Source organism: Terrirubrum flagellatum, from assembly GCF_022059845.1.
In the GTDB taxonomy this organism is placed as follows: Bacteria; Pseudomonadota; Alphaproteobacteria; order Rhizobiales; family Beijerinckiaceae; genus Terrirubrum; species Terrirubrum flagellatum.
On the sequence record NZ_CP091851.1, the window covers coordinates 208,435 to 234,913 of the forward strand.

At 63.3% G+C, this 26,479-nt stretch carries 24 protein-coding genes and 2 tRNA genes; 14 read left to right on the forward strand and 12 right to left on the reverse strand.

What is annotated here, in order from left to right; translation table 11 throughout:
- Positions 1–77: 77 nt before the first annotated feature.
- From L8F45_RS01080 to L8F45_RS01100, 5 genes are all read left to right on the forward strand, one after another.
- On the forward strand, positions 78–881 hold the full coding sequence (locus L8F45_RS01080; RefSeq protein ID WP_342361039.1) for an SDR family oxidoreductase: 804 nt from the start codon (positions 78–80) through the stop codon (positions 879–881).
- Entirely contained in the window at positions 881–1,711 is an 831-nt protein-coding gene (locus L8F45_RS01085) for a 2-deoxy-5-keto-D-gluconate 6-phosphate aldolase domain-containing protein (RefSeq protein WP_342361040.1), read from the forward strand. Before L8F45_RS01080 ends, L8F45_RS01085 begins: the two co-directional genes overlap by 1 nt.
- A 62-nt stretch (positions 1,712–1,773) precedes the next feature.
- Positions 1,774–2,673 (forward strand): polysaccharide deacetylase family protein, encoded by a 900-nt coding sequence (locus L8F45_RS01090; protein WP_342361041.1) that lies wholly within the window; start codon positions 1,774–1,776, stop codon positions 2,671–2,673.
- Between the two features lie 120 nt (positions 2,674–2,793).
- The gene (locus tag L8F45_RS01095) at positions 2,794–4,044 is read left to right on the forward strand and encodes a diguanylate cyclase (protein ID WP_342361042.1); all 1,251 of its coding nucleotides are present in this window, start codon (positions 2,794–2,796) and stop codon (positions 4,042–4,044) included.
- A gap of 144 nt (positions 4,045–4,188) precedes the next feature.
- A complete protein-coding gene (locus L8F45_RS01100) occupies positions 4,189–4,980 on the forward strand; it encodes a class I SAM-dependent methyltransferase (RefSeq protein ID WP_342361043.1) in 792 nt (263 codons plus the stop codon).
- 44 nt (positions 4,981–5,024) lie between these two features.
- Here the strand turns inward: L8F45_RS01100 and plsY are convergent, their stop codons facing one another.
- The 5 genes from plsY to L8F45_RS01125 all read right to left on the reverse strand — a co-directional run bounded on the left by plsY (position 5,025) and on the right by L8F45_RS01125 (position 10,685).
- A complete protein-coding gene (gene plsY, locus L8F45_RS01105) occupies positions 5,025–5,699 on the reverse strand; it encodes a glycerol-3-phosphate 1-O-acyltransferase PlsY (RefSeq protein WP_342361044.1) in 675 nt (224 codons plus the stop codon).
- Between the two features lie 282 nt (positions 5,700–5,981).
- Complete coding sequence (locus tag L8F45_RS01110) at positions 5,982–6,524, reverse strand: hypothetical protein (protein ID WP_342361045.1); 543 nt, start codon at positions 6,522–6,524, stop codon at positions 5,982–5,984.
- Positions 6,525–6,791: 267 nt separating this feature from the next.
- On the reverse strand, positions 6,792–7,721 hold the full coding sequence (locus L8F45_RS01115) for an IS1595 family transposase (protein WP_342361046.1): 930 nt from the start codon (positions 7,719–7,721) through the stop codon (positions 6,792–6,794).
- A gap of 678 nt (positions 7,722–8,399) precedes the next feature.
- On the reverse strand, positions 8,400–8,819 hold the full coding sequence (gene arfB / locus L8F45_RS01120) for an alternative ribosome rescue aminoacyl-tRNA hydrolase ArfB (RefSeq protein WP_342361047.1): 420 nt from the start codon (positions 8,817–8,819) through the stop codon (positions 8,400–8,402).
- A gap of 63 nt (positions 8,820–8,882) precedes the next feature.
- The gene (locus tag L8F45_RS01125) at positions 8,883–10,685 is read right to left on the reverse strand and encodes an ABC transporter transmembrane domain-containing protein (protein ID WP_342361048.1); all 1,803 of its coding nucleotides are present in this window, start codon (positions 10,683–10,685) and stop codon (positions 8,883–8,885) included.
- A gap of 145 nt (positions 10,686–10,830) precedes the next feature.
- Here L8F45_RS01125 and rpmE point away from each other — a divergent pair, with 145 nt between their 5' ends.
- Positions 10,831–11,064, forward strand: coding sequence for a 50S ribosomal protein L31 (rpmE, locus tag L8F45_RS01130; protein ID WP_342361049.1), 234 nt, complete (start codon positions 10,831–10,833; stop codon positions 11,062–11,064).
- A 74-nt stretch (positions 11,065–11,138) separates the two neighbouring features.
- On the opposite strand, the gene rcdA is transcribed toward rpmE, so the two are convergent.
- Positions 11,139–11,564 (reverse strand): protease adaptor protein RcdA, encoded by a 426-nt coding sequence (gene rcdA, locus L8F45_RS01135; protein WP_342361050.1) that lies wholly within the window; start codon positions 11,562–11,564, stop codon positions 11,139–11,141.
- Between the two features lie 545 nt (positions 11,565–12,109).
- Here rcdA and L8F45_RS01140 point away from each other — a divergent pair.
- The gene (locus L8F45_RS01140) at positions 12,110–13,576 is read left to right on the forward strand and encodes an aldehyde dehydrogenase family protein (protein ID WP_342361051.1); all 1,467 of its coding nucleotides are present in this window, start codon (positions 12,110–12,112) and stop codon (positions 13,574–13,576) included.
- Between the two features lie 61 nt (positions 13,577–13,637).
- On the opposite strand, the gene sciP is transcribed toward L8F45_RS01140, so the two are convergent.
- The 3 genes from sciP to L8F45_RS01155 form a co-directional block, all read right to left on the reverse strand.
- A complete protein-coding gene (gene sciP / locus L8F45_RS01145; RefSeq protein WP_342361052.1) occupies positions 13,638–13,913 on the reverse strand; it encodes a CtrA inhibitor SciP in 276 nt (91 codons plus the stop codon).
- A gap of 89 nt (positions 13,914–14,002) precedes the next feature.
- Positions 14,003–14,662: a flagellar hook assembly protein FlgD gene (locus tag L8F45_RS01150; protein ID WP_342361053.1), complete on the reverse strand. Its 660-nt coding sequence runs from the start codon at positions 14,660–14,662 to the stop codon at positions 14,003–14,005.
- Between the two features lie 11 nt (positions 14,663–14,673).
- Positions 14,674–16,338 carry a flagellar hook-length control protein FliK gene (locus L8F45_RS01155; RefSeq protein WP_342361054.1) on the reverse strand — a complete coding sequence of 555 codons (1,665 nt, stop codon included), beginning with the start codon at positions 16,336–16,338 and terminating at the stop codon, positions 14,674–14,676.
- A gap of 233 nt (positions 16,339–16,571) precedes the next feature.
- On the opposite strand from L8F45_RS01155, the gene mnmA reads away from it, so the two are divergent.
- Together mnmA and L8F45_RS01165 are read left to right on the forward strand one after the other, a co-directional pair.
- On the forward strand, positions 16,572–17,729 hold the full coding sequence (mnmA, locus tag L8F45_RS01160; protein ID WP_342361055.1) for a tRNA 2-thiouridine(34) synthase MnmA: 1,158 nt from the start codon (positions 16,572–16,574) through the stop codon (positions 17,727–17,729).
- A 4-nt stretch (positions 17,730–17,733) separates the two neighbouring features.
- Complete coding sequence (locus tag L8F45_RS01165; RefSeq protein ID WP_342361056.1) at positions 17,734–18,360, forward strand: class I SAM-dependent methyltransferase; 627 nt, start codon at positions 17,734–17,736, stop codon at positions 18,358–18,360.
- 30 nt (positions 18,361–18,390) lie between these two features.
- Here L8F45_RS01165 and L8F45_RS01170 read toward each other — a convergent pair.
- A tRNA-Met gene (locus L8F45_RS01170) sits at positions 18,391–18,502 on the reverse strand.
- Positions 18,503–18,550: 48 nt separating this feature from the next.
- Here L8F45_RS01170 and L8F45_RS01175 point away from each other — a divergent pair.
- A tRNA-Met gene (locus L8F45_RS01175) sits at positions 18,551–18,627 on the forward strand.
- Between the two features lie 61 nt (positions 18,628–18,688).
- On the opposite strand, the gene ligD is transcribed toward L8F45_RS01175, so the two are convergent.
- Positions 18,689–21,334: a DNA ligase D gene (gene ligD, locus L8F45_RS01180; protein WP_342361057.1), complete on the reverse strand. Its 2,646-nt coding sequence runs from the start codon at positions 21,332–21,334 to the stop codon at positions 18,689–18,691.
- 15 nt (positions 21,335–21,349) lie between these two features.
- A complete protein-coding gene (gene ku, locus L8F45_RS01185) occupies positions 21,350–22,222 on the reverse strand; it encodes a non-homologous end joining protein Ku (RefSeq protein ID WP_342361058.1) in 873 nt (290 codons plus the stop codon).
- Positions 22,223–22,741: 519 nt separating this feature from the next.
- Between ku and L8F45_RS01190 the strand changes: the two genes are divergently transcribed.
- From L8F45_RS01190 to L8F45_RS01205, 4 genes are read left to right on the forward strand one after another with little or no spacing between them, the layout of a single operon-like run.
- The gene (locus tag L8F45_RS01190; RefSeq protein ID WP_342361059.1) at positions 22,742–23,416 is read left to right on the forward strand and encodes an RraA family protein; all 675 of its coding nucleotides are present in this window, start codon (positions 22,742–22,744) and stop codon (positions 23,414–23,416) included.
- A gap of 37 nt (positions 23,417–23,453) precedes the next feature.
- Positions 23,454–24,500, forward strand: coding sequence for an ABC transporter substrate-binding protein (locus L8F45_RS01195; RefSeq protein ID WP_342361060.1), 1,047 nt, complete (start codon positions 23,454–23,456; stop codon positions 24,498–24,500).
- Positions 24,501–24,514: 14 nt separating this feature from the next.
- Positions 24,515–25,603: an ABC transporter ATP-binding protein gene (locus L8F45_RS01200; RefSeq protein ID WP_342361061.1), complete on the forward strand. Its 1,089-nt coding sequence runs from the start codon at positions 24,515–24,517 to the stop codon at positions 25,601–25,603.
- Positions 25,604–25,612: 9 nt separating this feature from the next.
- On the forward strand, positions 25,613–26,479 hold the full coding sequence (locus L8F45_RS01205; RefSeq protein ID WP_342361062.1) for an ABC transporter permease: 867 nt from the start codon (positions 25,613–25,615) through the stop codon (positions 26,477–26,479).

Here is a 26,479-nt window from a genome sequence, read left to right on the forward strand (position 1 = left end):
CCGGAATCTTGTAGCCGGCTATACGAAGCGCAGCCGGGGAGCTATGCCGCCGCCGGAAGACAAAAGCGAGGAAAATCATGGGCGGAGACAATCCTTTCGAGAAGGCGTCGCTGAAAGGCCGCATCGCGGTCGTCACCGGCGGCACGCAGGGGCTTGGCGAGACCGTCGCGAGGACCTTCGCGGCGCGCGGCGCGGCCGGGCTGGTGATCTGCGGCCGCAACGAAGCGAAGGGCGCCAAGGTGGCTGAGAGCCTCAGCGGCGCCGGCTGCAAGACGCTGTTCGTGAAGGCCGATCTTTCAAAGGTGGAGGATTGCCGCGCGGTGATCGCCGCGGCCGACCGCGCATTCGGACGCGTCGACGCGCTCGTCAACGCCGCGGCATCGACCGATCGCGGCACGATCACCGACACGTCGCCCGAACTCTACGATTATATCATGGCGATCAATGTCCGCGCGCCGTTCTTCCTGATGCAGGACGCGATCAGGATCATGCAGCGCGAGAAAATCTCCGGCTCGATCGTCAATATCCAATCGATGTCGGCTCATGGCGGCCAGCCCTTCCTCACGCCCTATTCCATGTCGAAGGGCGCGCTGATGATCCTGACGAAGAATGTCGCCTTCTCCGTGATGAGCGATCGCATCCGCGTGAACGGGTTGAATGTCGGCTGGATGGATACGCCGGGCGAGGACGCCATCGTGCGCAAATATCACGACAAGCGGGATGGCTGGCTCGAAGAGGCGGAGAAGAGCCAGCCCTGGGGCCGCTTGGTGAAGCCGGACGAGGTGGCGCGCGCCTGCGCCTATCTCTGTTCCGATGAATCGGGCCTGATGTCGGGCGCGACGATCGATTTCGCGCAGATGGTGCTGGGCGCGCATAACTGATGTCGCTGCGCATCCTTTCGATCGATCATCGCGTCCCGCTGATCGAACTCGCTGACAAGACCGGCGCGCCGCGCGAGCGCCTGAGCCATTTCAAGAAGCTCGTCGTCGACGCGGCGCTGGAGGTTGCGCAAGGCCGCAACGGCTTCGGCGTCTTCCTCGATGGCGGTTATGGCGCGCCGGCGATCGCGAAGGCGCAAGACGCGCGGCTGTTCATCGCGCGGCCGATCGATGCGCCGCATGCGCTCCCGCTGCAATTCGAGGGCGGCGATGATCTCGCCTCCACCTTCGCGGACTGGCCGGCGGGCGTGACGGTAAAATGCGCGGTCTATCTCCATCCGCAGGATTCGCGCGACATTCTCACTGGCGCCGATCGCGCTCTGGCGCAGCTTCACGCCGCCTGCGAGCAGGCGGGCCTGCGTCTTCTGCTCGAAGTGCTGGCTTCGCCGCATGGCCCGGTTGATGAACGCACTGTCGCCGGCCTCATCGCGCATTTTTACGGGCTCGGCGTGAAGCCTCATTGGTGGCTGATCGAGGATCAACCCGGCGACGGCTGGACGCGCTGCGGCGATCTCGTGCGCGCGCATGATTCCGCCTGCGAAGGCTTCCTCACCATCGCGCGCACGATCGACAGTTTTCCCGCGGTCGTGGCCTCGTCGCGCCGTGAGCCGCTGGTGAAAGGCTTCTGCGCCGGGCGCTCGATGTTCGGAGCGACTCTGGAGCCTTGGCTGAAGGGCGCAATTGATGATCAGACGGGTGTCGCCGCGATGGTTGCGAATTTCGCAACCGTGGTCGCCGCCTGGGATGCGCCGGGCGCGCATCCCTCACGCTGAACTTGCGGAGGCGTTTGGCCGTCGCCGCTGCTACCCATTCGAGAAGACGCGGAGAGAACGCCATGACCGACGTGACGAAGCTCGAACCCTGGCAGTGGCCCGAGACGCATTGGCGCGGTCTCGTCGATCAGGTCCGCGCCGGGCGCACGCTAAAGCCGAGGAGTTGGAAGGGCGGCGCGCGCTGCGCCATCGCGCTCTCCTTCGACGCCGATCACGAGACGAACGAACTGCGCGACGGCGGCAAGTCGATCGGCCGCATGGCTTGGGGCCAGTATGGGCCGCGCGTCGGCGTGCCGCGTCTGCTCGCGCTGTTGAAGAAGCATGACGTCAAGGCGACCTTCTATGTGCCGGCGGTCGCGGCTTTGCTGCATCCGGACGAGCAGAAGCGCGTCGTTGGCGAAGGCCATGAAATCGGCATCCATGGCTGGATCCATGAATTCAATTCGACGCTGCCTTATGGGCATGAGCGCGAGCTGATGATGCGTTCGGCCGACACGCTCGAAAAAATCACCGGCGTCAGGCCCGTCGGCTTGCGCACGCCGTCATGGGATTTCAGCCCGAACACGCTGCGCATCGAGCAGGAGATGGGCCTTCTCTATGATTCCTCGCTGATGGCGGACGAGGATTGCTATGAGCTGCTGCTCGAGGGCAAACCGACAGGCGTGGTTGAATTTCCGGTGGAATGGATCAGGGATGACGCGCCCTATTTCATGATGAACCGCATGGGCGCGCAGCGCCCCTACACCTCGCCCTTCGACGTGTTCGAGATTTTCAAGCGCGAACTCGACGGCGCCTGGGAGGAGGGCGGCGTCTTCCAGCTCACCTGCCATCCCCACATCATCGGCTATCGCTCGCGCATCTGGATCATCGAAGAGCTGATCAAGCATGCGAAGGCGAAGGGGAGCGTCTGGTTCGCGACCCATGCCGAAGTTGCAAAATATGCAAAGGAGAATGCGGCGTAGCGTTGCGCGCATCTGAAGCGCGGCCTGTCGGGCGAGACCGCGGCCGCTGGCCTGATTATATTGACGAAACGGCAGCTTTTCTAAGCGCGTGTTAACTGCTGGCGGTGTCTTTACAGGGAGATGAACCGCTCTCCGCGCCGTGAAGACTATACCTACAGCCTGCCGCGCTGGCGCCTCACGCGCTGGCTGGCCGATGCAGGGCCAGACGTTCCCGACGACATCCGCGTCGCGCTGATCGGCAGCCTCTACGGCTCGCTGCCGATCTTCGCCAGCGGGCTTATCAACACGCTCATGGTGGCCGCGGTCATCGCCCTGCGGGCGCCGACGCCGCCCTTCCTGACATGGCTCGCGCTGGAAGCCCTTGTCTGCATCGTTCGCATGGCCGTGCTGATCATGGCGCGTCGGGCCGCGTCGCAAGGGCGCGAAACGCCGACGGACCTCTATCTGCTGCTGGCGGTGTGCTGGGGCGGCAGCGTCGGTTATGGCGTGTTCGTCACGCTTGCGAGCGGCGACTGGGTCGCCTCGACCGTCGCCTGCGTGTCGTCGGCCGCGATGATCGGCGGCATCTGCTTCCGCAATTTCGGCGCGCCGCGCCTGGTGGCGGCGATGATTCTCCTCAGTCTCGGCCCCTGCTGCATCGGAGCGGTCCTGTCGGGCGAGCCCGCCATGCTGATCGTGCTCGTCCAGGCGCCGCTTTATTTCGTCGCGATGGTCGCGGCGGCGTTCCGTCTGAACAAGATGCTTGTCGCGACCATGCGGGCCGAGCGCGAGAATGATCATCGCGCCCGGCACGATGCGCTGACGGGCCTGTCAAACCGCCTGGGCCTTGTCCGCGCGTTCGAGGAGAGATGGCCCCGCGCGTCCGATGCGCCCGAGCAAGTCGCCTTGTTCTATCTCGATCTCGACGGCTTCAAGTCGGTCAACGACACGCACGGTCATGCCGCAGGCGATCAGCTTTTGAAAATGGTCGCCGGCCGCGTGAAAGAGATGCTGCGGCACGACGATATCGCCGCGCGCATCGGCGGCGATGAATTCGTGATCATTTCGCGCATGGCGGGCGCCGACGACGAGAAGGCGAAAGCGCTTGCCTTCGGCCAGCAGCTCGTCGACGAGATCTCGCCGGCCTACGATCTCAGCGAGAATGTCGTCGCAAAGATCGGCGTCAGCGTTGGAATCGCACTGGCGCCGGAGCATGGCGAAGACGTTGCGACGCTGCTCGCGGTCGCCGACGCCGCGCTCTACGAGGCCAAATCAAACGGCAAGTCGCGTTGCGCCATGGCGTCGCCGATGGCCAATCTCGCTCGCGCGCGGGGCCTTCTGGAAAAGGCCGCGGCGATTGAGCCGAAACCGCGCGCAAGCATGGCGGCCTGACCCAAATCCATTGAGGCGGATGTCGTTACGTCTTGCTTCACCCGCGCGCGCGGGATAAAGCCGCGCCCCTGTCGCAAAGCTGATGGCCTGAGCGCGCGCTTTCGAGCGCGGACGCCTCGTTTTGCGCGCCGCGGAGGAGCCGCCATGGAGTCGCGTGAAGCTGCATCCTATTGGGAGGGTAACGCCGAAAACTGGACGCGCTATTCGCGAGCCGGCTACGATGTCTATCGCGACGCGCTGAACACGCCAGCGTTCCTTGCGATGCTTCCTCCCATCGCGGGACTTCAGGGGCTCGATATCGGCTGCGGCGAAGGATCAAATACGCGCAAGCTCGCCGAATTAGGCGCAAGCATGCGCGCCATCGATGTCGCGCCGACCTTCATCCGGCATGCGCAGGAGAAGGAAGCGGCGGATCCGCGCGGCGTCATCTATGAAATCGCCGATGGCGCGGCGCTGCCTTTCGCCGACGAATCCTTTGATTTCGCCACCGCCTTCATGTCGCTGATGGACATGCCGGATCAGCAGCGTGTTCTCATCGAAACGCGTCGCGTGCTGAAGCCCGGCGGCTTCCTGCAATTTTCGATCCTGCATCCCTGCTTCGTACCGCCGCATCGCAAGACGCTGCGCGACGAAAAGGGTGACTGCTATGCGATCGAGATCGCCGAATATTTCAGCGAGAATGACGGCCGCATTGAAACCTGGTGGTTCTCGACCTTGCCGCGCGAAGAGCGCGAGGGCGTCGCGCCGTTTCGCGTGCCGCGCTTCCATCGCACGCTGAGCGCGTGGGTCGACATGATCTGCGGCGCCGGGCTGACGATCCAGAAATTCGGCGAGCCGTCGGCTTCGCCAGAGGTGGCCGCCGCCGTTCCCACGGTTGCGGACACGCGCGTCGCCGGACTTTTTCTGCATGTGCGGGCGATCAAGCTCGCGGCGTGAAAGCCTGCAGGAAATATTTCAGCGTTGGCGCGCCAGATTTGCGATCAGGTTTTTGCTTCCTGGCTGTTTTGCCCCAGGCGCGGCTCCGTCCCGCCCAGCAATCGCTGAATGTTGGCGCGATGGCGCATGATCACGTAAGCGCCGCCCGCGATCACCAATAACCGATAGGGCAGCGGTTCTTCGAAGCTGAAGATCAGGGCGATCGCCGTCAGCGCCGCCAGCATCGAACTCAGGGAAACGATCCTGATAAGAGCCAGCACGACGCCGAAAACCGTCGCAGCGCCCAGACCGACTGGCCAGGACATCGCCAGCAACACGCCCAGTCCCGTCGCAGCGGATTTGCCTCCGCTGAAATTCAACCAGATCGAACGGCCGTGTCCCAACAGCACGGCGAGACCGGCCAGGCAGACGATCCATGGCGTCCAGATTGCCAGATCAGCCGCTGTCGCTGGCGTGGTCGATGTCGATGCATCGAGCCAAGCGTAAAGCCAGCGGGCGAAGATGATCGCGCCCGCGCCTTTCAGCACATCCACGAGGAGCACCGCGAGCGCCGGCCATTTGCCCAGGGTGCGCAAGACGTTCGTCGCCCCGGTGGATTTTGAGCCATGCTCCCGGATGTCGACGCCTTTGAGCAATTTCCCGGCGAGATAACCCGTCGGCGTGGAGCCGAGGAGATAGGCGACAACCGCTGCGATCGCGCTCGCTGTCCAGAAAATCACGGGCTTCTCTCGACGCTTTCAGTTCAGGCCAACGCGGTCATCTACACCTTTGATCGTCGCGGGTCAGAGACGAAGCTGGAATCGCGCCGCTGCCGTCAAACTGCCCTTGACATCTTCAGACTAAATTGGCGATTATGCACTTGACATACCCTGACGGCGAAGGGGATAAATCCCTCGACAGGCCGGCACCGCCAAAAGCGGAAACTGAAATCGAGGTCACGCCAGAGATGATCGAGGCGGGGAAGGACGTTCTTACGTCGGTATGGATTGATTTTACGAGCCCTACACAACCACTTCCATGGGGTCCGTTAATGACGGATGTCTGGGTGGCAATGTCTTCAGCTCGTAAATAGCCAATCGGATCGAATTGGCCTCTTTTGATGCTATCACGATCCCGGCAAGCACCTCTTCTAGGCCGCGCGCTTCATATGGTTTTGGCTCAAACTTGAGCTTACCAGGGGCTACAATTTCTAAACGCGCCATTTTGGCTGCGTCTTCGTTATCCATCAGCCACATGTCGTGGAGCGCCCTGTTTCGCATTTCTTGGGGTCCCCTGATCGATTCTGCGAATTTGTTTACGCGTGTGACCAACTCTTTTGGAGCGTCAGCAAATTCCAAGAGCGATTTCATGGCGGAGAGTTTGGCCTGAAGGGTGTACATTTGGGATGTAAGACAAGCTCCTCTTTGCGCATCTAGGCCAGCCAATAGCCAAATCGAATAGTTGATATAGAATTCGAGATGGGCCCAGCGGTTTGCGATGTTGGCGATAGCGTCAGCAAATCCGGGGGCCCATTTGAATGGAGGGGGCTTTTTTGCTTCATCCATAGGGAGCTCCGAGAGTCGTTAAATGCGGCAATCAAAGGACGAGCAGCTTTCAGAGGAAGCGACAGCAAAACGGCGCGACGAAGTGATTCGTCGCATGCTGGCGACTCCGCCACAGCCTAGGCAAAAAGCAGGGGCCAAGGCGAATCCACCAAAGAAAGGCCGCCCTAGAAAGGGCGACGCTTCTTCTTCCTAGGCTTGTGACGGTTCTTCGGGCGCTTCGTCTTGTAGGACTTGGCAGTCCCGCGAACGAGCCGGAAATAAACCTCCTTAATGGAGGTCGGCGCTGTCAGGCTGTCGATATGTCAGCCGCTTGCCGGCGACGCCTTTGATCGCTTTGGTTGCCCGGTCAGTATCGTTATGACCGGTCGCCGTCCGCGTGTTGTAGCGGAAATCAAATTCGACGGCGTAGCGATGCAAATGCTGTTCGCCGCAATGCTGATAGACGCCTTTCATGCCGCGCTTGAAGACGCTGTAAAAGCCCTCAAGCGTGTTTGTGTGAGCGTCGCCCCGGACGTATTCGCCGGCATAGTGGTTGACCATCTCATGCGACGCGGTGCCGAAGCCGCCCTTGATGTAATACTGCGCAGTATCGGTGCGCAGATGGGCTTCCTTGGCCACGTTCTCTGAGATCACGCGCTCGACTTCCTTACGCGTCACCTTGTCCATCACGACGGAACGCACGTTTCCGCCGCGCTCGACAAGGCTCATGACCTTCATCTTGTGGCCGAAACCGCCGCCCTTTTTCTCAACGCCCTTCTTGCGGCCGATATAGGTCTCGTCAGCCTCGACAATGCCTCCGCCAGAACCAAGCGGAGCGTCACCGACCGGCTTCATGGCTTCACGGATGCGGTGCGCCATGAACCAAGCAGTCCGGTAGGAGCCGAAGCCGAGCATGCGGAAAAGCTGGTGAGCCGACATGCCTTTCTTGGACGAGCAAAGCAGATGCGTCGCCAGCAGCCACTTATGGAGCGGGATATGCGAGCGCTCATAGACGGTGCCGATGGTCGCGGTAAACGGCTTGGCGCAGGCGCGGCACTTGTAGAGGCCGGGGCGCGTCGTCTTGCCCTTCATCTCCGTCGCCTGATCGACCGCCTCGCAGTGAGGGCAAACGGGGCCGTTCGGCCAGCGCAGCGCTTCGAAATGCTTACGGGCGGCTTCTTCGTCGGTGAAGATCGGGTCTGTGAGATCGACGGACATAACAGGCTTTCCAAGCGTGAGCTTTTATCGCCCACGTCGGCCGGTATGTCAAGTGCATAATCGCCACTAAATTCCTATTATTGACATGTCTTCCGCCGCTGGGCGTTTCCGGACCGTAACGGAGGTGGGCGGCAAGAGCGACGGCGAGCGGTAGCAGCGGTTACGACTCGTGTCTTAAGTTCGCGCGCCAAAAACCTGGTCCTGGCCCGACGCCTCGGGCGGTGCCCTTCGGGGCATCGTATGGAGGGTAAATCAGGGTTCGACTCCACAGGGGCAGGCGATAAGGCGCAAACGTCGCGCGCGGGGCGTCAGGTCCGCCTGTTCTGGCGACTGGCTCCTCAAAAACACCTTCTGCGCGCTCCGCCAGTAGCGCGCGGACCCAAGACGCCCCGCGCCCCCTTTGAGGGGCAGGATGCGAAGGACGAGAGATCAAAGCCGATGGGACTTCAGCCGCCGCGAAAGCGGGCGGGGATTTCGTGCGTCTATCTTTACGCGCCCTCCCTCTCCCCTTGCGGGAGAGGGTGGTCGGCGGAGCCGACCGGGTGAGGGGGAAGCACTCCGCATCGAGATTCCCCCTCATCCGTCGCTGCGCCAAGCGCAGCGACACCTTCTCCCGCAAGGGGAGAAGGAGGGCCGCGAGGCGCTGGAACTTCGCGTGTGCCGCTGAAGCACCCCCCCTCACATCTCAATCGTTGTGCGCCGATTCTTCTTCAGCGCGCCATGCTTCGCCTTGGAATCAAGCCGGCGCGTTTTCGACGCCTTGGTTGGTTTCGTCGGCCGGCGCGTCTTCGGCTTGAAGGCGGCTTCGCGAATGAGTTCGACAAGACGCTCGATCGCGTCGCTGCGATTCATCTCCTGCGTGCGGAAACGTTGCGCCTGAATGACGATCACGCCGTCGCGCGTCATGCGGCGTCCGGCGAGCGTGTTGAGACGGCCGCGCACATAGTCATTCAACGCCGGCGAGTTGCGCGCGTCGAAGCGCAATTGCACCGCCGTCTCGACCTTGTTGACGTTCTGTCCGCCAGGGCCCGACGCGCGCACGAAATCGAACACGAGTTCGCGCTCGTCCAATTCGATCTGCGGCGTGACGGGAATCATGATTGGCTTCTTATCATTTCGCGAAGCCGCAGGGAAAACCGGCTCCTACGTTTTCAGATTCGCTCACGCCGCCTGCGCGTCGAAGCGCGCCTGATCGAATTGCAACGCCGCGAGCCGCGCATAGAGGCCGCCCGCCTTGACCAGACTCTCATGCGATCCCTGCTCGACGATGCGGCCGTGATCGAGCACGAGAATGCGATCGGCCGACAGGATCGTCGCAAGCCGATGGGCGACGACGATCGTGGTGCGATCCTTCATCAGCGTCTCCAGCGCGCGCTGCACGGCGCGCTCGCTTTCCGCGTCGAGCGCCGATGTCGCTTCGTCGAGCAAAAGGATCGGCGCATCGCGTAGAATCGCGCGCGCGATCGCGATGCGCTGGCGCTGTCCGCCAGAGAGCGTCACGCCGCGCTCGCCGAGTTTCGTCGCATAGCCCTGCGGCAGCGTGCGGATGAATTCGTCGGCGGCCGCCATTTGCGCCGCGCGTTCGATCTCGGCCGCGCTAGCGCCTTCTCTGCCGTAAGCGATGTTCTCCGCGATCGTCGCGCCGAAGATCGCCGGCTCCTGCGGCACATAGGCGATGCGCGTACGCAATTCTGCGGGATCTGCATCGATGATGGGAACGCCGTCGACGAGAATGCGCCCGCTCTGGGGATCATAGAAGCGCAATAGCAGTTGCACGATCGTGCTCTTGCCGGCGCCGGAGGGGCCGACGACCGCAAGCGTCTCGCCGGCCTTCGCCTCGAAGCTGACATCCTCGAGCGACGAGCGCTCCGGCGCGGTCGGATAGGCGAAGCGCACATGCTCGAAGGCGACGGCGCCGCGCGCGGGAACGGGCATTGCGACAGGCTGAGCAGGCGCCTTGATCGCCGGCTCGGTCGCGAGAATTTCCGCAAGCCGTGCGGCTGCGCCAGCGGCCTGGCTGACTTCGCCCCAGACTTCGCCGAGCTGTCCCAATCCGCTCGCCGCCATGATCGCGTAGATCACGAATTGCGCGAGACGGCCGCCGGACATCTCGCCGGACAGCACATCCTGCGCGCCATACCAGAGCACGCCGACGACGCTGGCGGAGACGAGAAACAACCCGACGCCGGTGAGCCAGGCGCGGGCCTTCGTCGAATCGCGCGCGGCGCCATAGGCGTCTTCGGCGGCGGCGGCGTAGGCGGCCGCGGTCGATGCTTCCGCGCCGAAGGCCTGCATAGTGCGCACGGCGCCGATCGCCTCGACCGCATAGGCGGACGTTTCAGCAAGACGATCCTGCGCCTGCTTGGCGCGTCGGCGCACCGAGCGGCCGGAGAACAACAGCGGCAGCACGATGAAGGGAATCGCGCCAAGCACCAGCGCGGAAAGCTTCGGACTCGTCAGCACCATCATGATCGCCGCGCCGAAGAACAGCAGCAGGTTGCGCAGCGCGATCGAGGCGCTCGCTCCAAATGCGGATTTGAGTTGCGTTGTGTCGGCGGAGAGACGCGAGACGAGCTCGCCCGATTTGGTCCGGTCGAAGAAACCGGGATCGAGATGCGCGATATGGCCGAACACTTGCGCTCTGATATCGGCGACGACGCGCTCGCCGAGAGTCATCACGAGATAGAAGCGGGCGGAGCTGGCGGCGGCGAGCAGTCCCGCGACGCCGATCAGCGCCGCGAAATAGCCATTCACGAGATAAGATTCGGTCCCGAAGCCCGCATCGATCACCCTGCGCACGGCGATCGGCAGCAGCAGCGTCGCGGCCGAGGCGACGATCAGGGCGATGAAGGCCGCCAGCATCCGGCCGCGGTAGCGCATCACCGCGGGAAGGAGGGGGCGCAGGGCGGAAAGGGGGGCGCGGGCGGCCGGGGCCGCGTCGGGGCTCAAATCGGAAGAGGCCATCAATCGTCGGCCTTGAGGGCCGCTTGTTTCAGTCAGGGGCTTGGGTTATAGCGCCCGCCATTCCCGAGATGCCAGCGTTCACGGCCGCGGCCGAGCGCCTCAGCGCCAGCCAGGCATTGGAGCCGTGAACAGAGGAGATGAACCCGTGAAGAGCGACACGCACCCCGAATATCACATGATTAAGGTCGTGATGACCGACGGCGCCGAGTACATGACGCGCTCCACCTACGGCAAGGAAGGCGACACCCTTCAACTCGACATCGATCCGAAGTCGCATCCGGCCTGGACCGGCGGCTCGCAGCAGCTGATGGATCGCGGCGGCCGCCTGTCGCGCTTCTCGAAGAAGTTCGAAGGCTTCGGCATCGCCAGCAAGAAGTAAGCGCTTCTGCAGCGCTGACAAAAAAGCCCCGGGCGATCCCCGGGGCTTTTGTTTTGGGTGTTGGGACGCAGCGATTACTGGCGCAGGAACGCCGAACGCAAAAGCTCGACCTGCGCGGCGACCGGGCTTGAATCGGCGGGCGCGGGCGGCGCGACGCCGGTCAGAAGCTGGTCGAGATGGATGATGCGGGCCTGCATGCGCAGCGAGCGCGCCATCAGGTCGCGCAGGCCCTCCGGCATCTGCTCGATCGTTTCGGCGGACGTCTGCGCAGTCTCCTGACGCAGATTCACTTTGTGCTTTTCCTTCGACGCCTGTGCGGTCGTCAGCTCGCCCTCGACGACGGCGCGCTGGAGAAGCAGCCAGGAGGCGATCTGCATGAGACGGGTGGTGAGACGCATGCTCTCGGCGGCGTAGCCCAGCGCGGCCATACGGCTGAGAGTCTTCGATTCCTCGCGGCCCTTGCCGTCGAGATAGGAGGCGGCGTCCTCGACCAGGCTCATTCCTTCCCTGAAGAGGGCCTTGAAGGCGTCCGATGAAATAAAGCCCATCGCAAAGGAGGCGGCTCCGTCTGACGGGGGCTGGGTATCGCTAATCGTCGCCACTTGTCGGTCCCTGTTCCACACTGGCTCGCTTTCGCGCCATCAGGGGATGGCGCGTCGGCATGCGCAGTTATGGCCGCAAGAATACCGCCGGCGCCGGGCGTCCGTCTTATTTACCCTTGGTTAACCTTAATCCGGTGAAAGAGGGATAGCACGCAGATAAGAAAAAAAGCCGCCCGAAGGCGGCTTTGAAGTTTTCACAGGGAGGCGTCAACAGAGCGACAGGGCCGCTCGCCGTCAGAAACGGAGGACGCAGTTAAGTTATCGCGTAAAAACGTTAATGGCCGGTAAAGAGCGTGCGGCTTTTTTGGCTCGGCCCGTTAACTCTCGGCCGCGAGCTGATCGACTTCGGCCATAGTCGTTTTCTATCAATCAATGCGTTATTTCATTTTGATCATCGTTTTCACCTATGATTTTGTTTAGGCGTTTCATCCTGGAGCGCCGCCATGGGTCTCGATATTGTCCACACCCTGCCGAAGCGGGGCCTGTTGATCGGCGGCGAATGGCGCCAGGCCCGATCGGGACGTGATTTTCTCACCCTCAATCCCGCCACCGGCTCGCCGATCGCCTCCATTCCCGAGGCTGGCGTCGAGGATGTCGACGCCGCCGTCGCGAGCGCCCGCCGCGCCATTGATGAAGGCGCATGGGGCCGTATGACGGGCGCCGATCGCGCGCGCGTTCTTCGCAGGTTAGCCGATCTGGTCGAACGTCATCGCGAGCGTTTCGTCGAGCTCGAAGCGATCGATGCGGGCAAGCCGCTCGCGGCCTCGCGCCGGCAGGATGTTCCCGCGGCGATCGACTGCCTCGCCTATTACAGCGGCTGGGCCGACAAGATTCACGGCGAGGTCGTCCCTGCGCGCGCCGACGCGCTGACCTATGTCACGCGCAAGCCGGTTGGCGTCGTGGCCGCTATTACTCCGTGGAATTTTCCGCTGATGAATGCGGTGTGGAAGATCGCGCCGGCGTTGGCGGCCGGCTGCGCGGTGGTGCTCAAGCCGGCGGAACTGACGCCTCTGTCCTCATTGTTGCTGGGCGAACTCGCGATCGAAGCGGGGCTGCCGGCTGGCGCGCTCAACATCCTGCCTGGCTTCGGAACCGTCGCGGGGCAGGCGCTGATCGAGCATCCTGGCGTCGACAAGATTTCCTTCACGGGATCGCCGGCTGTCGGCAAGCACATCATGGGAGTCGCTGCGCGCGACTGCAAACATGTGACGCTGGAGCTTGGCGGCAAGTCGCCGAACATCGTCTTCGCCGATGCCGATCTGCAGGCGGCTGCGAACGCGTCGTCATCAGGCGTGTTCTTCAATGCGGGGCAGGTGTGTTCGTCGGGCACGCGCATCTTTGTCCAGCGCGCGGTGTATGAGCGCTTCCTTGAATTGTTCGCTGATCGCGCCAGCCGATTGAAGCTTGGCGACCCCTTCGACCCCGAGACCACGATGGGACCCGTCATCTCGGAGAAGCAGCGGGATCGCGTCATGTCCTATGTCGAGACAGGCAAGCGCGAAGGCGCAGCGCTGATCGCCGGCGGCGAGGCGCTCGACCGTCCCGGTTATTTCATCGCGCCGACCATCTTCGCCGACGCCGACAACTTGATGACCATCGCGCGCGAGGAAATCTTCGGACCGGTCGCGACAGTCATTCCGTTCGATGAGCCCGACGCGGCGATCCGCGATGCGAATGACAGCCCATTCAGCCTTGCGGCGGCGGTGTGGACGCGCGACGTCACGCGCGCCCATGTGATGGCCGACCGGCTGCGCGCAGGAACAGTCTGGATCAACACTTACGGGCCGACCGACACGCGGCTCCCTTGGGGCGGCATGGGCGGAGAGTCAGGCGTCGGCCGCGATCTCGGCCGCGCTGCGCTCGACAATTACACGGAGCAGAAGACGGTGTGGCTGCAATTGCGCGCTTAGAAACGCGTGAAAGCGCAGGGCGCGATCTTGTCGCTCCCTGCGTCCTGGCCGCGCGGCGGGTTCAGTGGCGATATTGCTGGATGCGGGTGGTGCGCAGGCCGGCGAGGCCGTGCTGGTCGATCGAGAGCTGCCAGCTCAGGAATTCTTCCGTTGTCAGCGTATAGCGCGTGCAGGCTTCTTCAAGGGAGAGGAGGCCGCCACGCACGGCGGCGACGACTTCAGCCTTGCGCCTGATGACCCAGCGACGGGTGTTCGGCGGGGGCAGGTCCGCGATCGTGAGCGGGCTTCCATCGGGCCCGATCACATACTTCACGCGGGGACGCATCAACTCGGTCATCGTACGCTCACATTACTCGATGGACCTATTTCTCCATTCACCATAGCCGCCCGGGTTTAAGAAACGCCTAAGCAAAACTTGCCGATTGCCTAACTCGAAACCGAGGTGACGTCCGAAATCGGGATGGAATAATCGCCTACTTTCAAGGTCGTAGTCCCACCGCTGACGCTGACGCCGGTGACCACGCCGGTATAGGCGAGAGAGGGCGTCATGGAGGCCCCCGACGCGTCCACCGCCGAAACGGTCAGCTTGTAGGAGCCGGCGGGGGCAAGCGTTCCCGTCGAAGTCTTGCCGTTCCAGGTGTAGGCGTTGTCGCCCGCCGACATGGACTTCTGTTCGGTCCAGACGACATTGTTGCTGGAGTCCGTCACCGTCAGCGTCACAGTCTTCGCATCGCGCGGCAGGTTGACGTTCCATTTCGTCGAGCCATCCGAGAGCGTCGCGGTGGCGCCGTTCGCGGTGACTGTTTTGCCGACGAAGCCGACAGCGTTCGACAAGTTGGTTGATTGTGCGGCGGTCAGCAGCGCCGTCAGCGTATCGTTGGTCTTGAGCTGCTGCTCGACCGAAGCGAACTGCACGAGCTGCTGCGTGAACTGATTGGTGTCGAGCGGATCGAGCGGATTCTGGTTCTTCAACTGCGTCGTCAGCAGCGTCAGGAAGGTTTGAAAATTCGACGCGATCATCTGGTTCGACGTCGATGTCGACGACGAAGATGACGAGCTCGAATTGCTGGAGACGGAAGAGACCATGATTTGATCCTCTACACGCGGATGTCGACGCCGGAGCGGGCGGTCGCGCTGTAATATTGGCGAAGCGGAGCTATGTCGGTCGGCGCGTCGATCTGGATCTGGCTCCAGGGCGCAGCGCGCGATGCTTCGCGTTGATCATTGTTCTGCTGCTGGCCGGACATATCCTGGCGCAGCGAGAAGCTCAGCGAATCTGAATCTGAGGTCAGGCCCGCCTGATCGAAAGCGCGCTCCAGCGTGCGCGCATCGCGTTGCAGGAGCGCCAGCGTCTCGACTTTGTCGACGACGAGCGAAGCTTCGACGCGGCCATTGTCCGCGATCTTCAGCTTCACATCGACGCGGCCGAGATGTTCAGGGTCGAGCTTGATCTGGAATTCGCGCGCGCCTTCGAGCGCCTGCATTCCGATAACGAGCGGCGCCATCTGGACCGGCACGGCGGACGTCGCGGTTTGCGCGGCGTCGGGCGCGGAAATCGGGGGATGCGACGTCGTCGCGGTTGGCGTTTGGGCCGCGAGCGCGTTCGTTGTGAGATCGCCGAATGTGGATATGACGCCGTCGGCTGCTCTGGAGATTCTGCTCGCGTCGTCCGTCGTTGACACGCGCGAAGCGCCGGCGATCGCTTCGAGCGACGCCTTTGCGGCGCGAGCGACGGGAGCGGATGGTTGATCCGCCGTCGGGACCGTGGGCGTCTGAGGAGCGGTTGTCGTATCGTTGGCCGCGGTGGTGGACGTGAGCGGGGACGCTGACCCGTCCGCCGTCACGGCGTGCTTCGCGCTGTGCTTGCCCGCGGCGGGATCTGGAATCGCCGGCGGCTGCGCTACGGCGGTCTTGGCGTCGACTTCCGCGTCAGCTCCATCGTCTGCGTCGGTCGCATTTGCAGTCGAAGCCGCCTTCTCAGCGTCTTCGGCGTCGGGCTTTCCCTGCGGCGTTGCGCGGAGAGTCAAAGCAGCGATCGCGACGGCCGGAGCTGAGGTCGCATCCTCGACGGGTGCGTTATCGGCGTCGGGAGCCGGCGCCTGGGCCTGAGTCGCAGGCGCGCCTTGCGCGGATGCCAGCGCGGCCGCAATGGCGGTGAGGTCCGGGGGAAGCTGCTGCGTCGCGGTCGCGGTCGACGCATTGTCGCTGGTCGCCGAGGCGTCGGTCCTGCTGTTCGTTTCGTCGGCTTTGGGCGTGTCGCCCACGCTGCCGGTCTGGGCAGCCACGACCTTGATGACCGCCGGGTCCGGCGGGGGCAGAGCGGTCGGCGTGGGAGCTGGCGGGACATCGGATTCAGCGGTCTCGTCTGCCTGCAATTGCTCGTAGGCGGCCATCACGTCCGACGTGGCCGGCGGTGCCTTCACTGCCGAGACCTTGGCGGCTGGAGTCGCGGTCGATGGCGCATCGGCCGTCGACAATGCGACCTGCTCCGTCTCCGCGGCCTTGATGGCAGATGCGTCCTGATCCGGGTCCGCCGATTTGGCGGACTTTACCGGGGCGGAATTTGTCTTGGCTGCATTCGCCTTTGCCGGCGCGCCGGTCGCCGGGTCGGCGCCGTTCGCGGCCGCATCGTCGAGTTGCGACGCAAAGTCTGATCCCGCGGGCGCATCGTCGTCCTGACGCGCCTCGACAGGCTTCGCCTTCGCACTGGCGGCGGCATGTGACGCGGAAGGGGCTTTCGGCGGAAGCGACGTGACGGGCACAGGGATACTCGGGTGACGGGAACGCCGCGCTCCGCCGAGCAATCCGCTTGCCATCCATCGCTTTATGATAAACCGATTATCATCAAAGGCTTAGGTCGCCGGTCGCGACGTGTGCGACCGTTTCCGCCGGGACTCAATTGCCGACGCCCGGCAGGAATTGCCGGGGCCTGATGGATCGGCGGCCGGTTCGTGCTATGGCGGCGGCCAGTTGAATATTGGAACCGTCTCGACCGATGAATTCACTGGGTTTCGACAAGCCGGAGGGTGCGACGCGCGTCGTCGTCGCCATGTCGGGCGGCGTCGATTCCTCCGTCGTCGCCGCGATGCTGGCCGAGGAAGGCTATGAGGTCGTTGGGGTCACGCTGCAGCTCTATGACCATGGCGCGGCGACACATCGCGCCGGCGCCTGCTGCGCCGGCCAGGACATCCATGACGCGCGGCGCGTCGCCGAACGCCTCGCCATTCCGCATTATGTGCTGGATTACGAAAGCCGCTTCCGCGAGGCCGTGATCGACCGCTTCGCCGATTCCTATCTCGCCGGCGAGACGCCGATCCCCTGCGTCGAATGCAACAAGTCGGTGAAGTTCCGCGATCTGCTGAACACGGCGCGCGACCTCGGCGCCGATGCGCTGGCGACCGGGCACTATGTCGTCAGCCGGCCTGCGCCAGGAGGCGGCCGCGCGCTCCATCGCGCCGCGGATTCAGATCGCGATCAGAGCTACTTCCTCTATGGCACGACGGCCGAGCAGCTTGATCTCCTGCGCTTTCCGCTTGGCGGCTTCGACAAGCCGACGACGCGCGCATTGGCGCGCAAATATGAGCTCGCCGTCGCCGACAAGCATGACAGCCAGGACATCTGCTTCGTGCCGAACGGGCGCTACGCCGATGTGATCGCGAAGCTCAGGCCCGATGCGTCCGAACCCGGCGAGATCGTGCATGTCGACGGGCGCAAGCTCGGCCGCCATGACGGCGTCCTGCATTTCACCGTCGGTCAGCGCCGCGGCCTCGGCGTCGCGACGGGAGAGCCGCTGTTCGTCGTCAGGCTTGATCCGAAATCGCGCCAGGTGATCGTCGGGCCGCGCGAGGCATTGGCCACGCGCATTCTCAGACTGCGCGACGTCAACTGGATCGGCGATGGGTCGCTCGCTGACATCGGCGAAGAAGGCCTGCCCATAGCGGCGCGCGTGCGCTCGACGCGCGCGCCTGCGCCGGCGCTGCTGCGCATCGAGCATGGCGAAGCGGTGGTGCGTCTTCTCGATGATGAGATGGGCGTGGCGCGTGGTCAGGCCTGCGTGTTTTACGACAGCGCAGAACCGGGAGCGCGCGTGCTTGGCGGCGGCGTGATCGCGGCGACCGCGCGCATCGAATCCGACCTGCCGGCCGCCGCCTGACATCATGACCATCCAGTACAATCTCGAAGGCCAGCAGAAGGCCTATGAGAAATGGGCGCCTTTTTACGACAGGGTTTATCGCCGGCTGCTCGCGGACACGCAGCGGCGCAGCGCTGAAGCCGCAGCCGCCTGCGGCGATGACATTCTCGAGGTCGGCGTCGGCACCGGTCTCGTGCTGCCTTATTATCCCGCGCGGACCCGCGTCGTCGGCGCCGATCTCTCTGTGCCGATGCTGTGGAAGGCGGTCGAGAAGAAGCTCCCCCATGTGCGCGGCCTCGTCTGCATGGACGCCTGTCGTCTGGGCTTTCCTGACGCCACCTTCAACGCCGTGAACGTGCCTTTCGTCATCACGCTGGTGCCTGATCCCGAAGGCGCCCTGAGCGAGATCGCGCGCGTGCTGAAGCCCGGCGGCGAGATCATTATCGCCAGCAAATTCGGCGCGGAAGAGGGGCTTCAGGCGACCGTAGAGGAGTGGGTCGCGCCGCTGGCCAAGCGGGTGGGGTGGAGCGCGACGTTCCGCGTCAGCCGGGTGAAGGACTGGGCCCGCGCCCATGGCGGGGTCGATTTTGTCGACGTCCAGCCGACCTTCCCGATCGGCTATTTCAAAATTCTCCGCCTGCGGAAGCGCTGAGTGAAGGCGTTCTTGCCTGAAGGCGCCGCATGGTAGCGGGGGAGGGACTTGAACCCCCGACCCCAGGATTATGATTCCCGTGGCGGACGACGCGCTCGCCCCAAAGGCGCGCCGCCGATTTTCTTGACCGCCCCGCCCCGCTTCCCTATATCGCGCGGGTCTTCGCGCCCGGGCGGGCGTGACGACGCGTGGCGGGGTAGCTCAGCTGGTTAGAGCACGGGAATCATAATCCTGGGGTCGGGGGTTCAAGTCCCTCCCCCGCTACCAAAGCGCCCTTCCAGACTATCGCAGCCAACATCCGACCAAGCGCGCATCCGGCCGAATGGCGTCAGCGTTGCTGTGCGGCCGATTTCAGCAGCTTCTTGATCGCCGGCTGCAGCGGCCGCGAGCTGTCGTCGTAATCGCTCCAGGGCTTGGCCTTCCTGATCAGCGCAGCGGCTGTCCGCACGGTGAAGCGTTTGGGATCGAGCTCCGCCTTCACCTGCGGCCAGTTGAGCGGCATCGAGACAGCGGCGCCGGGACGCGCGCGCGGCGACAGCGGCGCGACCGCCGTCGCGAGCCTGTCATTGCGGAGATAGTCGAGGAAGATGCGTCCTTTCCGCAATTTCTTCGACATGTTGACGACATAGCGCTCGGGATCGTCCTCAGCCATCTGCGCGCAGACCGCATGAGCGAAATCCTTCGCCATCGTCCAGGTGAGTTCGGCGCGGCCCGCGGATTTGATCGGCGTCACCACATGCAGGCCCTTGCCGCCGGTGGTCTTGCAGAAGGCGACGAGGCCGAGCGCCTCAATTCGCGTTCGCAGTTCCTTCGCCGCTTCGATGACCGTTGCGAACGAGACGTCAGGGCCGGGATCGAGATCGAACACAAGCCGTCCCGGAATCTCCGGCTTCTTCCGCTGACAATTCCAGGGATGGAGTTCGAGCGCGGCGATTTGCGCAGCCGCAGCAAGCCCCTCGACGCGATCAATCTCGAGATAAGGCTTCTTGTCTCCTTTAATCTCGACGAGCTCCATCAGGTCCGACGCTCCCCGCATGGCGTGACGCTGGAAGAATATCTCGCCGTCGATTCCATCAGGCGCGCGCAGGATCGAACAGGGCCGGCCTTCGATATGCCGGATCATCCAGTCTCCAACCTCTTCGTAATAATGTGCGAGATCGAGCTTGGTGACAGGCTTGCCATCGCCGGCGTCGGGCCACAGTTCCTTGTCCGGATGCGAGAGCGACGCGCCCATAACGGTCTCCCCATTTGATTGCGACGCGCGACGCTTCGCGCTTGTCCGTTTCGCCGCCGCAGGCATGACCGTCTCCTCCGGCGCCGACGGCTTCTCCGCTGTGACCTCGCGCGCGGGCTTGTCCGACCGCAGTCCCTTGAAGGCCGCTTGCCTCACCATGCCGTCGCCCGTCCAGCCCGCGAATTCGATCTCAGCCACCAACGAGGGTTTCGTCCAGTGGATTCCCGCGCCGCCTTTTGGAATGTTGACGCCTTTGAACGGCGAGGCTTTCGCTCCCGCCTTTTCCAATTGCGGCAGGAGGGTTGAAACTTTCTCCTGTCCGAAGCCCGTTCCGACGCGCCCGACATAGATGAAGTCGCGTCCGCGAAAGACGCCAGCGAGCAGCGAGCGGAATTTTCCATTGGTCGTCGTCCAGCCGCCAATGACAACCTCATGCCCGGCTCTGCATTTCGCCTTCGTCCAGTCGCCATGGCGGCCTGATCGATAGGGCGCATCGAGCCGTTTCGAAATAATGCCTTCCATGGACAGCTTGCAGGCGGATTCAAGAACGGCGGAGCCGCCGCCTGCGAAGTGGTCGACATAGCGGATGAGATCGTGACTGCTCGCGCGTGCAAACCGCTCCTTGAGCGCTTCCTTCCGATCGGCAAGCGGCAGTTTTCGAATATCCTGGCGCCCATCATGGAGAAGATCGAACGCGTAGTAGACGAGATCGTCGGTTTCGCGCTCGGACAAGGCGGCCTGGAGCGCGGCGAAATCGGGAACGCCGGAACTGCCGAGCGCGACGATCTCGCCATCGATGAGTCCGTCGGGAAGTTCGCTCGCCGCCGCAGCGATCGCATCGAATTTTTCCGACCAGTCGAGTCCCTTGCGCGTCTTCAGCGTGACTTCCCCATCCTTCACGCGAAGCTGGATGCGATAGCCGTCGAATTTGATCTCATGCGCCCATTCATCGCCATCAGGCGGAATGGTCACGCTCTCGCACAGCTCCGGCGCGACGAAAGCGGGCATCGGTGAAGATTTGACGGACTTCGAGACTGACGCTCGCCCATTGCTTCTCGTACCGTTCGCTCGTCGTTCCGCGGCGAGACCTGTTCGCGAGTCCCAGATGGCGTCGGCCGCAACGCCATGTTCGTTCGCGCGCCTCATGAAGGGCTTTGGCGCCTTGCCCTTGCCGCTGGCGATCTGCTTGAGCGTGCGGCCCGATGCGACCGATTTCTCGGCCTTCAGCGCCGCGTCGCCATGGTCTTCGCGCGCCCAGCGGTCGCGATGTTTGATCAGCAGCCAGTTTGTCCGCTTGCCGCCATTGCGATCGCGCTTCATGCGCACAAGCACCCATTCGCCATGGAGCCGTTCGCCTTCCAGCGTGAATTTGAGATCACCGTCGGCCAGCCCTTCTTCATCGACAGGCGTCCAATAGCCGCGATCCCATATCTGAACCGTCCCGCCGCCATATTGGCCTTTTGGGATCGTTCCTTCGAAGTCGCCATAGTCGAGTGGGTGGTCTTCCACCTCGACTGCGAGGCGTTTGTCATGGGGGTCGAGCGAAGGTCCGCGTGTGACCGCCCATGATTTGAAGACGCCGTCGAGTTCAAGCCGCAGGTCATAATGCAGATTTCTCGCGTCATGCCGCTGGACGACGAAGCGTAGCCTCTTCGACGGTGCGGCTTTCGCACGGCCGCTGGGCTCGCGCGTCTTCTTGAAATCCCGCTTGGCGCGATAAACGTCGAGGGCGGCGCGCATGCAGGCGTTTCCAGACTATGCGGATTTGCGCCGCGCGTCGCCGCGCGCGCGCCTTTTCGTCGAGCGAGCGCGCGTTGCGGCCGGTTTCCGCCGCTGAACGGATGCGCCTCCCGCCGAGCCCAGGCTCTTCTTCAAGGCGTCGAACAGGTTGACGACATTGCCGGTTCGCCGCGGCGCTTTCGGAGCCTTGATCTTCTTCCCAGACTGCTTCGCCTGGATGATCTTCAACAGCGCGTTTTCATATTCATCCTCGAATTTCGACGGATCGAATTCGCCCTGCTTGCGATCGATGATGTCGCCTGCGAGCTCCACCATGTCAGGATCGATCTTGATGCGGGGGATCTGATCGAAAACCTCGTCCGGCTCGCGGACATTGGCCTTGTAGCGCATCGTCGTCAGCAGAAGCCCTTCGCCAAGGGGCTCGATCAGCACGGGCCGCTCCCGGCGATAGAGAACCAGTCGCGCGAGGCCCGCCATCTTCTTCTTCGCCATGGCTTCGCGAATAACGGCGAAAGCTTCGCGCGACACCTTGTCGGCCGGAGAGAGATAATAGGGCGTGTCGAGATAAATCTGCTCGATCGAGGCCTTTTCCACGAATTGTTCGATATTGAGCGTATGCGAGGACTCGATCTGCGCAGACTGAATCTCTTCGTCCTCGACAAGAACGAACTCGTCGTCGCCGAGCGGATAGCCCTTGACCTCGTCCTCTTCCTTTACGGGCTTGCCAGTGACGGAGTCCACATATTGCCGTTTCACCACATGGCCGGTAGCGCGATTGAGCGTGCGAAAACTGACTTTCTCCGCATAGGTCGTGGCGTTCGATAGCTCGACCGCGCAGGCGACCAACGACAGTTTGAGATATCCCTTCCAGACCGGCCGCGTGGCCATCACGCGACCCCGGAACCGCCGCGCGACGGGGCGCAGGAAAGAACTGAGATCGGCAGCTTCTCGCGGGACACGGCGACCTCGGCGTGGATTGGCACAACAGAGTCAAACCCTCGCGCCGAAATTTGGTTCCCGGCGTCCCGCCGCGAACCGGAAGAATGGCGGCGACTGGATGGGGCTCGTGAATCTCGTCCGGAGATCGGCGGCTCATGTCGCTGGGCGCCCATGATGGCAAGCTTGGCCTCTCGCGCTGATTGCCTCGCCATGCTGGCGTTTCAATTTCTGGAACGGCGGCCGCAATCTCGATCGGGCAGTCCGTCTTGCTCTGCGCGGCGATCCCATTCCGCGCACGCAGCGCAGCGTCGCCCAAAACGGCTATTCCGAGATCGGCGAGGCGATATGTTGGATGTTCGTGCTCGCCGTTCATCTCGACTGGCGAAACGGATCAACATTGTTGCGCGAGGCGGACGATTGGCCCAAGCTGCCGCCGCGTCGCTCGCAAGTCCGGGGGGATCAAGATCGATGTTTGTCGTCAATGACATGCCGGCGCAGATCGATGCGTCGCTGGTGGAGCTGCTTGAGAAGGCGGAAACAGCCACGATCGGCCATGTGCTTTATCCCGGCTTCATCGATCGCGGCATTGCGGCGCTTCTGCCGCGCCGGCGCGTCGCGGGAACGGCGGTCACGCTTCGCCTTCCGCATGCGGATTCAACGCTGCTGCACTACGCCACGAAGCTCGTGCGCCCTGGCGACATCGTGCTGATCGATCGCTGCGGCGATACGAAATACGCCTGCTGGGGCGGCGGCATGACGCTTGCTATGAAGCTCGCCGGCGTGAAGGCTGGCGTTATCGACGGCCCTGCGACTGATTTGTCCGAGATCCAGGAATTTGATCTGCCGATGTGGTGCCGCGGTCTGTCTTCGATCACCACGCGTCTGCTTGGCATCGAAGGCGCGATGAACGTGCCAGTGAGCGTCGGCGGTCAGGTGGTCAATCCCGGCGACGCGGTGCTGTGCGACGAGCAGGGCGTGCTCGTGTTCTCGGCGGCGGTGGCGCGCGAAGCGGCCGAGCGCGCGATTGCGATGCAGACAAACGAAGCGACGATGCACAAGCGGTTGCGCGCCGGCGAGAAGCTTCCCGACATCACCGGCGCGACGGCGATGGTGGAAGCCAAGATGATCAAGCGTCCGGTCTGAGGACGTTTATCGAGATCGGATTGAGGAGGGGTGAGCCATGCTGAAATCTACGAGACGAGTCGCGGTCGCGACTGGCGCCGCGATGATGTTCGCCGCGCCGGCGATGGCGGAAACGGTGATCAATTTTGCTGGATATAGCGGGCTTTATCAGGATCTCTACACGAAGACCGTGGTCGAGCCTTTCATGAAGGCCAATCCTGACATCAAGGTGGTCTATTCGATTCCGGGAAATTCGGCAGCCATTCTCGGCGCGCTGCGCGCGCAGAAGAGCGCGCCGCAATTCGATGTCGCGATGATGGACATCTCGATCGCCAAGGCGGGCTCCGACGAGGGATTGTTCGATCCGATCGACGAGAAGGTCACGCCGCATGTGAAGGATCTTTATCCGCAAGCGTTGATGCCCGGCTCCAATCTCGCCGGCATGACCTTCGACAGCCTCGTGCTCGTCTATGACAAGACGGTCGTGAAGGAGACGCCGACATCGTGGCGCAAGCTTTGGGACGCGGCGCTTGATCGCAAGGTGGCGCTGCACGCCGCGCCCGACATTCTCGGCATCGCGTTGACCGTCGTGCTGGAGAAGATGGCGGGCGGCACGGACTGGAACCACAATCTCGACAAGGGCGTGAAGGAGATGGAGACGCTCGCGCCGCATGTGCTGACCTGGGATCCCAAGCCCGATCTCTGGAACGCGGTGATGTCGCAACAGGCGGCGATCGGCGTCGGATACAACGCCCGCTCACAGGTGTTCGCGGATCAGCCGGGCAGCGTGCTGGCCGCGACCATTCCGAGCGAAGGCACTCTGTTCCAGATCAACGCGGTGGTGCTGGTGAAGAATGCGCCGCAGGCGGCTGCGGCAAGGAAGTTTGTCGATTACATGCTCAGCCCGGTGGCGCAGAAGGCGTTCGCCGAAGCGATGTTCTATGGCCCGACCAACAAGAAGGTCGAATTGTCGCCTGCGGCGGCCAAGCGCATCTCGCCTGACGATATGAGCAAGGTCATCAATGTCGACTGGCTGGAGCTCGCGAAGATTCGCGACAAGCTGACCCAGGACTGGCGCCGTCGCGTCATTCCGCTCAGCAAGTAAGTTGCGGTGACGAGATGAGTGAAGGAAAAGGCGGCGGCGCGACCGCCGCCGAAGATGCGTATCTCTCGCTGCAGCATCTGGGCAAGCGCTATTCGGACTTCACCGCGGTTCATGATCTCACGCTGAACGTGCCGCGCGGCGAATTGGTCGCGCTGCTCGGCCCTTCCGGCTGCGGCAAGACGACCACCTTGCGCATGATCGCCGGACTCGCCTCCGCGACGAGCGGGCGCGTGATCGTCAACGGCAAGGACATCACGGCCGCGCCGCCCTATCAGCGCGACATGGGCGTGGTGTTCCAGAGCTATGCGCTCTTCCCGCATATGACGGTCGCGAAGAACGTCGCTTTCGGTCTGCAGATGCGCAATGTCGCGAAGCCCGAGATCGAGCGCCGCGTTCAGGAAGCCATCGCCATGGTGCGGCTCGGCGGCATGGAAGATCGCCGGCCGCGCGCGCTCTCCGGCGGCCAGCAGCAGCGCGTCGCACTGGCGCGCGCGCTGGTGATCAGGCCCTCCATCCTCCTGTTCGACGAGCCGCTTTCCAACCTCGACGCGAAATTGCGCGACGAGATGCGCTCGGAGATTCGAGAAATCCAGCAGAAGCTCGGCATCACCGCAGTGTTTGTCACCCATGATCAGGCGGAAGCGCTCGCCATGTGCGACAAGGTCGCCGTGATGAACGCCGGGCGGCTCGAACAATTGGGCGCCCCGGTCGATCTCTATGAGCGTCCCGCCAATCCGTTCGTGGCGTCTTTTGTCGGACGCATCAACCGGCTGCCGGGCGTTGCGAGCGGACTGAGCGCCAAAGTTGGCGCGCACGAATTGCGCCTGACGAGCGCGCTTAACGGCGATGTCGAGGTGATGGTTCGCCCGCACCGGATCGCGATCGGCCGGACAGGCGAGGGCGGCGGATTCAATCAGGCGCCCGGCGTGATCAGCCGAGTCACCTATGTCGGCGATCTCATCCAGTATGATGTCGATGTGGACGGGCTCACCTGGTCGGTGGAACAACCGACCACGGCGGCGCGTGCGCCCGATGCGCCGGGATCGCGCGTCGATCTCTCCTGGCGCATCGAGGATACGCTCGCTTTTCCAAGGCAGGCGTGAGCGCGCGCCATGGCTGCAGCAACGGATGATCTGAATGGCGGCAACAGGTTCGGTCTCGCAACTGCGCTGCTGACTCCGATCCTGCTCGTCAATGCGATCGTGTTCGTCGTTCCGATCGTCAATCTTCTGCGCATCTCGTTCAATGAGGCGCTGCCGGGCGGCGGCATCGGTCCGGCTTTCACCTGGGAAAACTGGATCAAGCTGATCGAGGACAGCTTCTATCTCGAGATTCTGCTGCGCTCGGTCGGTATGAGCGCGCTGATCACTTTTCTGACGCTGCTTTGCTCCTATCCCATCGCGCTCTATCTCCATCGCGCGAGCGGGGCCTGGCGGACTTTCCTCTTCGTACTGGTGATCGCGCCGCTGCTGACTTCCGCCGTCGTAAGGACCTATGGCTGGATCGCGATGCTCGCGGATAACGGGCTCATCAACAATGCGCTGTCCTGGTTCGGCGCGCCGACGCCATTTCGTCTCGTTTTCAACATGACCGGCATCATCATCGGCCTGACCGAGATCCTGATGCCCTACATGATCCTCGCGCTTCTCGCGGGCTTTGGGCGGCTCGATCCGCGGTGCGAGGAGGCGGCGCTCACGCTTGGCGCGAAGCCGCTGCAGACTTTCTGGCGCATCGTGATTCCACTGACTGCGCCCGGCATCGCGCTCGGCTGCTTCTTCTGTTTCGTGCTGTGCGTTTCGTCCTTCATCACCCCGCGCATTCTTGGCGGCGGCCGCGTCTTTCTGTTGGCGACGGAGATTTATGATCAGGCGATCGTGACTCTGAACTGGCCCGGGGCGGCGACCTTGTCGATCCTCGTTCTCGTGGTCTTCGGCGCGGCGCTCGTTCTCTACACCCGCGCCCTTCGCAGGCTGGACTGA

Excerpts from the sequence above, each read along its gene's own strand:
- L8F45_RS01205 (WP_342361062.1), top strand. The coding sequence starts at position 25,613 with ATGGCTGCAGCAACGGATGATCTGAATGGCGGCAACAGGTTCGGTCTC.
- L8F45_RS01150 (WP_342361053.1), bottom strand. The coding sequence starts at position 14,662 with ATGGTCTCTTCCGTCTCCAGCAATTCGAGCTCGTCATCTTCGTCGTCG.
- L8F45_RS01125 (WP_342361048.1), bottom strand. The coding sequence starts at position 10,685 with ATGGCCTCTTCCGATTTGAGCCCCGACGCGGCCCCGGCCGCCCGCGCC.
- L8F45_RS01195 (WP_342361060.1), top strand. The coding sequence starts at position 23,454 with ATGCTGAAATCTACGAGACGAGTCGCGGTCGCGACTGGCGCCGCGATG.
- L8F45_RS01110 (WP_342361045.1), bottom strand. The coding sequence starts at position 6,524 with ATGGATGAAGCAAAAAAGCCCCCTCCATTCAAATGGGCCCCCGGATTT.
- rcdA (WP_342361050.1), bottom strand. The coding sequence starts at position 11,564 with ATGAGCCTGGTCGAGGACGCCGCCTCCTATCTCGACGGCAAGGGCCGC.
- L8F45_RS01165 (WP_342361056.1), top strand. The coding sequence starts at position 17,734 with ATGACCATCCAGTACAATCTCGAAGGCCAGCAGAAGGCCTATGAGAAA.
- sciP (WP_342361052.1), bottom strand. The coding sequence starts at position 13,913 with ATGACCGAGTTGATGCGTCCCCGCGTGAAGTATGTGATCGGGCCCGAT.
- L8F45_RS01115 (WP_342361046.1), bottom strand. The coding sequence starts at position 7,721 with ATGTCCGTCGATCTCACAGACCCGATCTTCACCGACGAAGAAGCCGCC.
- L8F45_RS01080 (WP_342361039.1), top strand. The coding sequence starts at position 78 with ATGGGCGGAGACAATCCTTTCGAGAAGGCGTCGCTGAAAGGCCGCATC.
- L8F45_RS01090 (WP_342361041.1), top strand. The coding sequence starts at position 1,774 with ATGACCGACGTGACGAAGCTCGAACCCTGGCAGTGGCCCGAGACGCAT.
- ligD (WP_342361057.1), bottom strand. The coding sequence starts at position 21,334 with ATGCGCGCCGCCCTCGACGTTTATCGCGCCAAGCGGGATTTCAAGAAG.
- mnmA (WP_342361055.1), top strand. The coding sequence starts at position 16,572 with ATGAATTCACTGGGTTTCGACAAGCCGGAGGGTGCGACGCGCGTCGTC.
- L8F45_RS01100 (WP_342361043.1), top strand. The coding sequence starts at position 4,189 with ATGGAGTCGCGTGAAGCTGCATCCTATTGGGAGGGTAACGCCGAAAAC.
- L8F45_RS01095 (WP_342361042.1), top strand. The coding sequence starts at position 2,794 with ATGAACCGCTCTCCGCGCCGTGAAGACTATACCTACAGCCTGCCGCGC.
- L8F45_RS01085 (WP_342361040.1), top strand. The coding sequence starts at position 881 with ATGTCGCTGCGCATCCTTTCGATCGATCATCGCGTCCCGCTGATCGAA.
- ku (WP_342361058.1), bottom strand. The coding sequence starts at position 22,222 with ATGGCCACGCGGCCGGTCTGGAAGGGATATCTCAAACTGTCGTTGGTC.
- L8F45_RS01190 (WP_342361059.1), top strand. The coding sequence starts at position 22,742 with ATGTTTGTCGTCAATGACATGCCGGCGCAGATCGATGCGTCGCTGGTG.
- arfB (WP_342361047.1), bottom strand. The coding sequence starts at position 8,819 with ATGATTCCCGTCACGCCGCAGATCGAATTGGACGAGCGCGAACTCGTG.
- L8F45_RS01140 (WP_342361051.1), top strand. The coding sequence starts at position 12,110 with ATGGGTCTCGATATTGTCCACACCCTGCCGAAGCGGGGCCTGTTGATC.
- L8F45_RS01200 (WP_342361061.1), top strand. The coding sequence starts at position 24,515 with ATGAGTGAAGGAAAAGGCGGCGGCGCGACCGCCGCCGAAGATGCGTAT.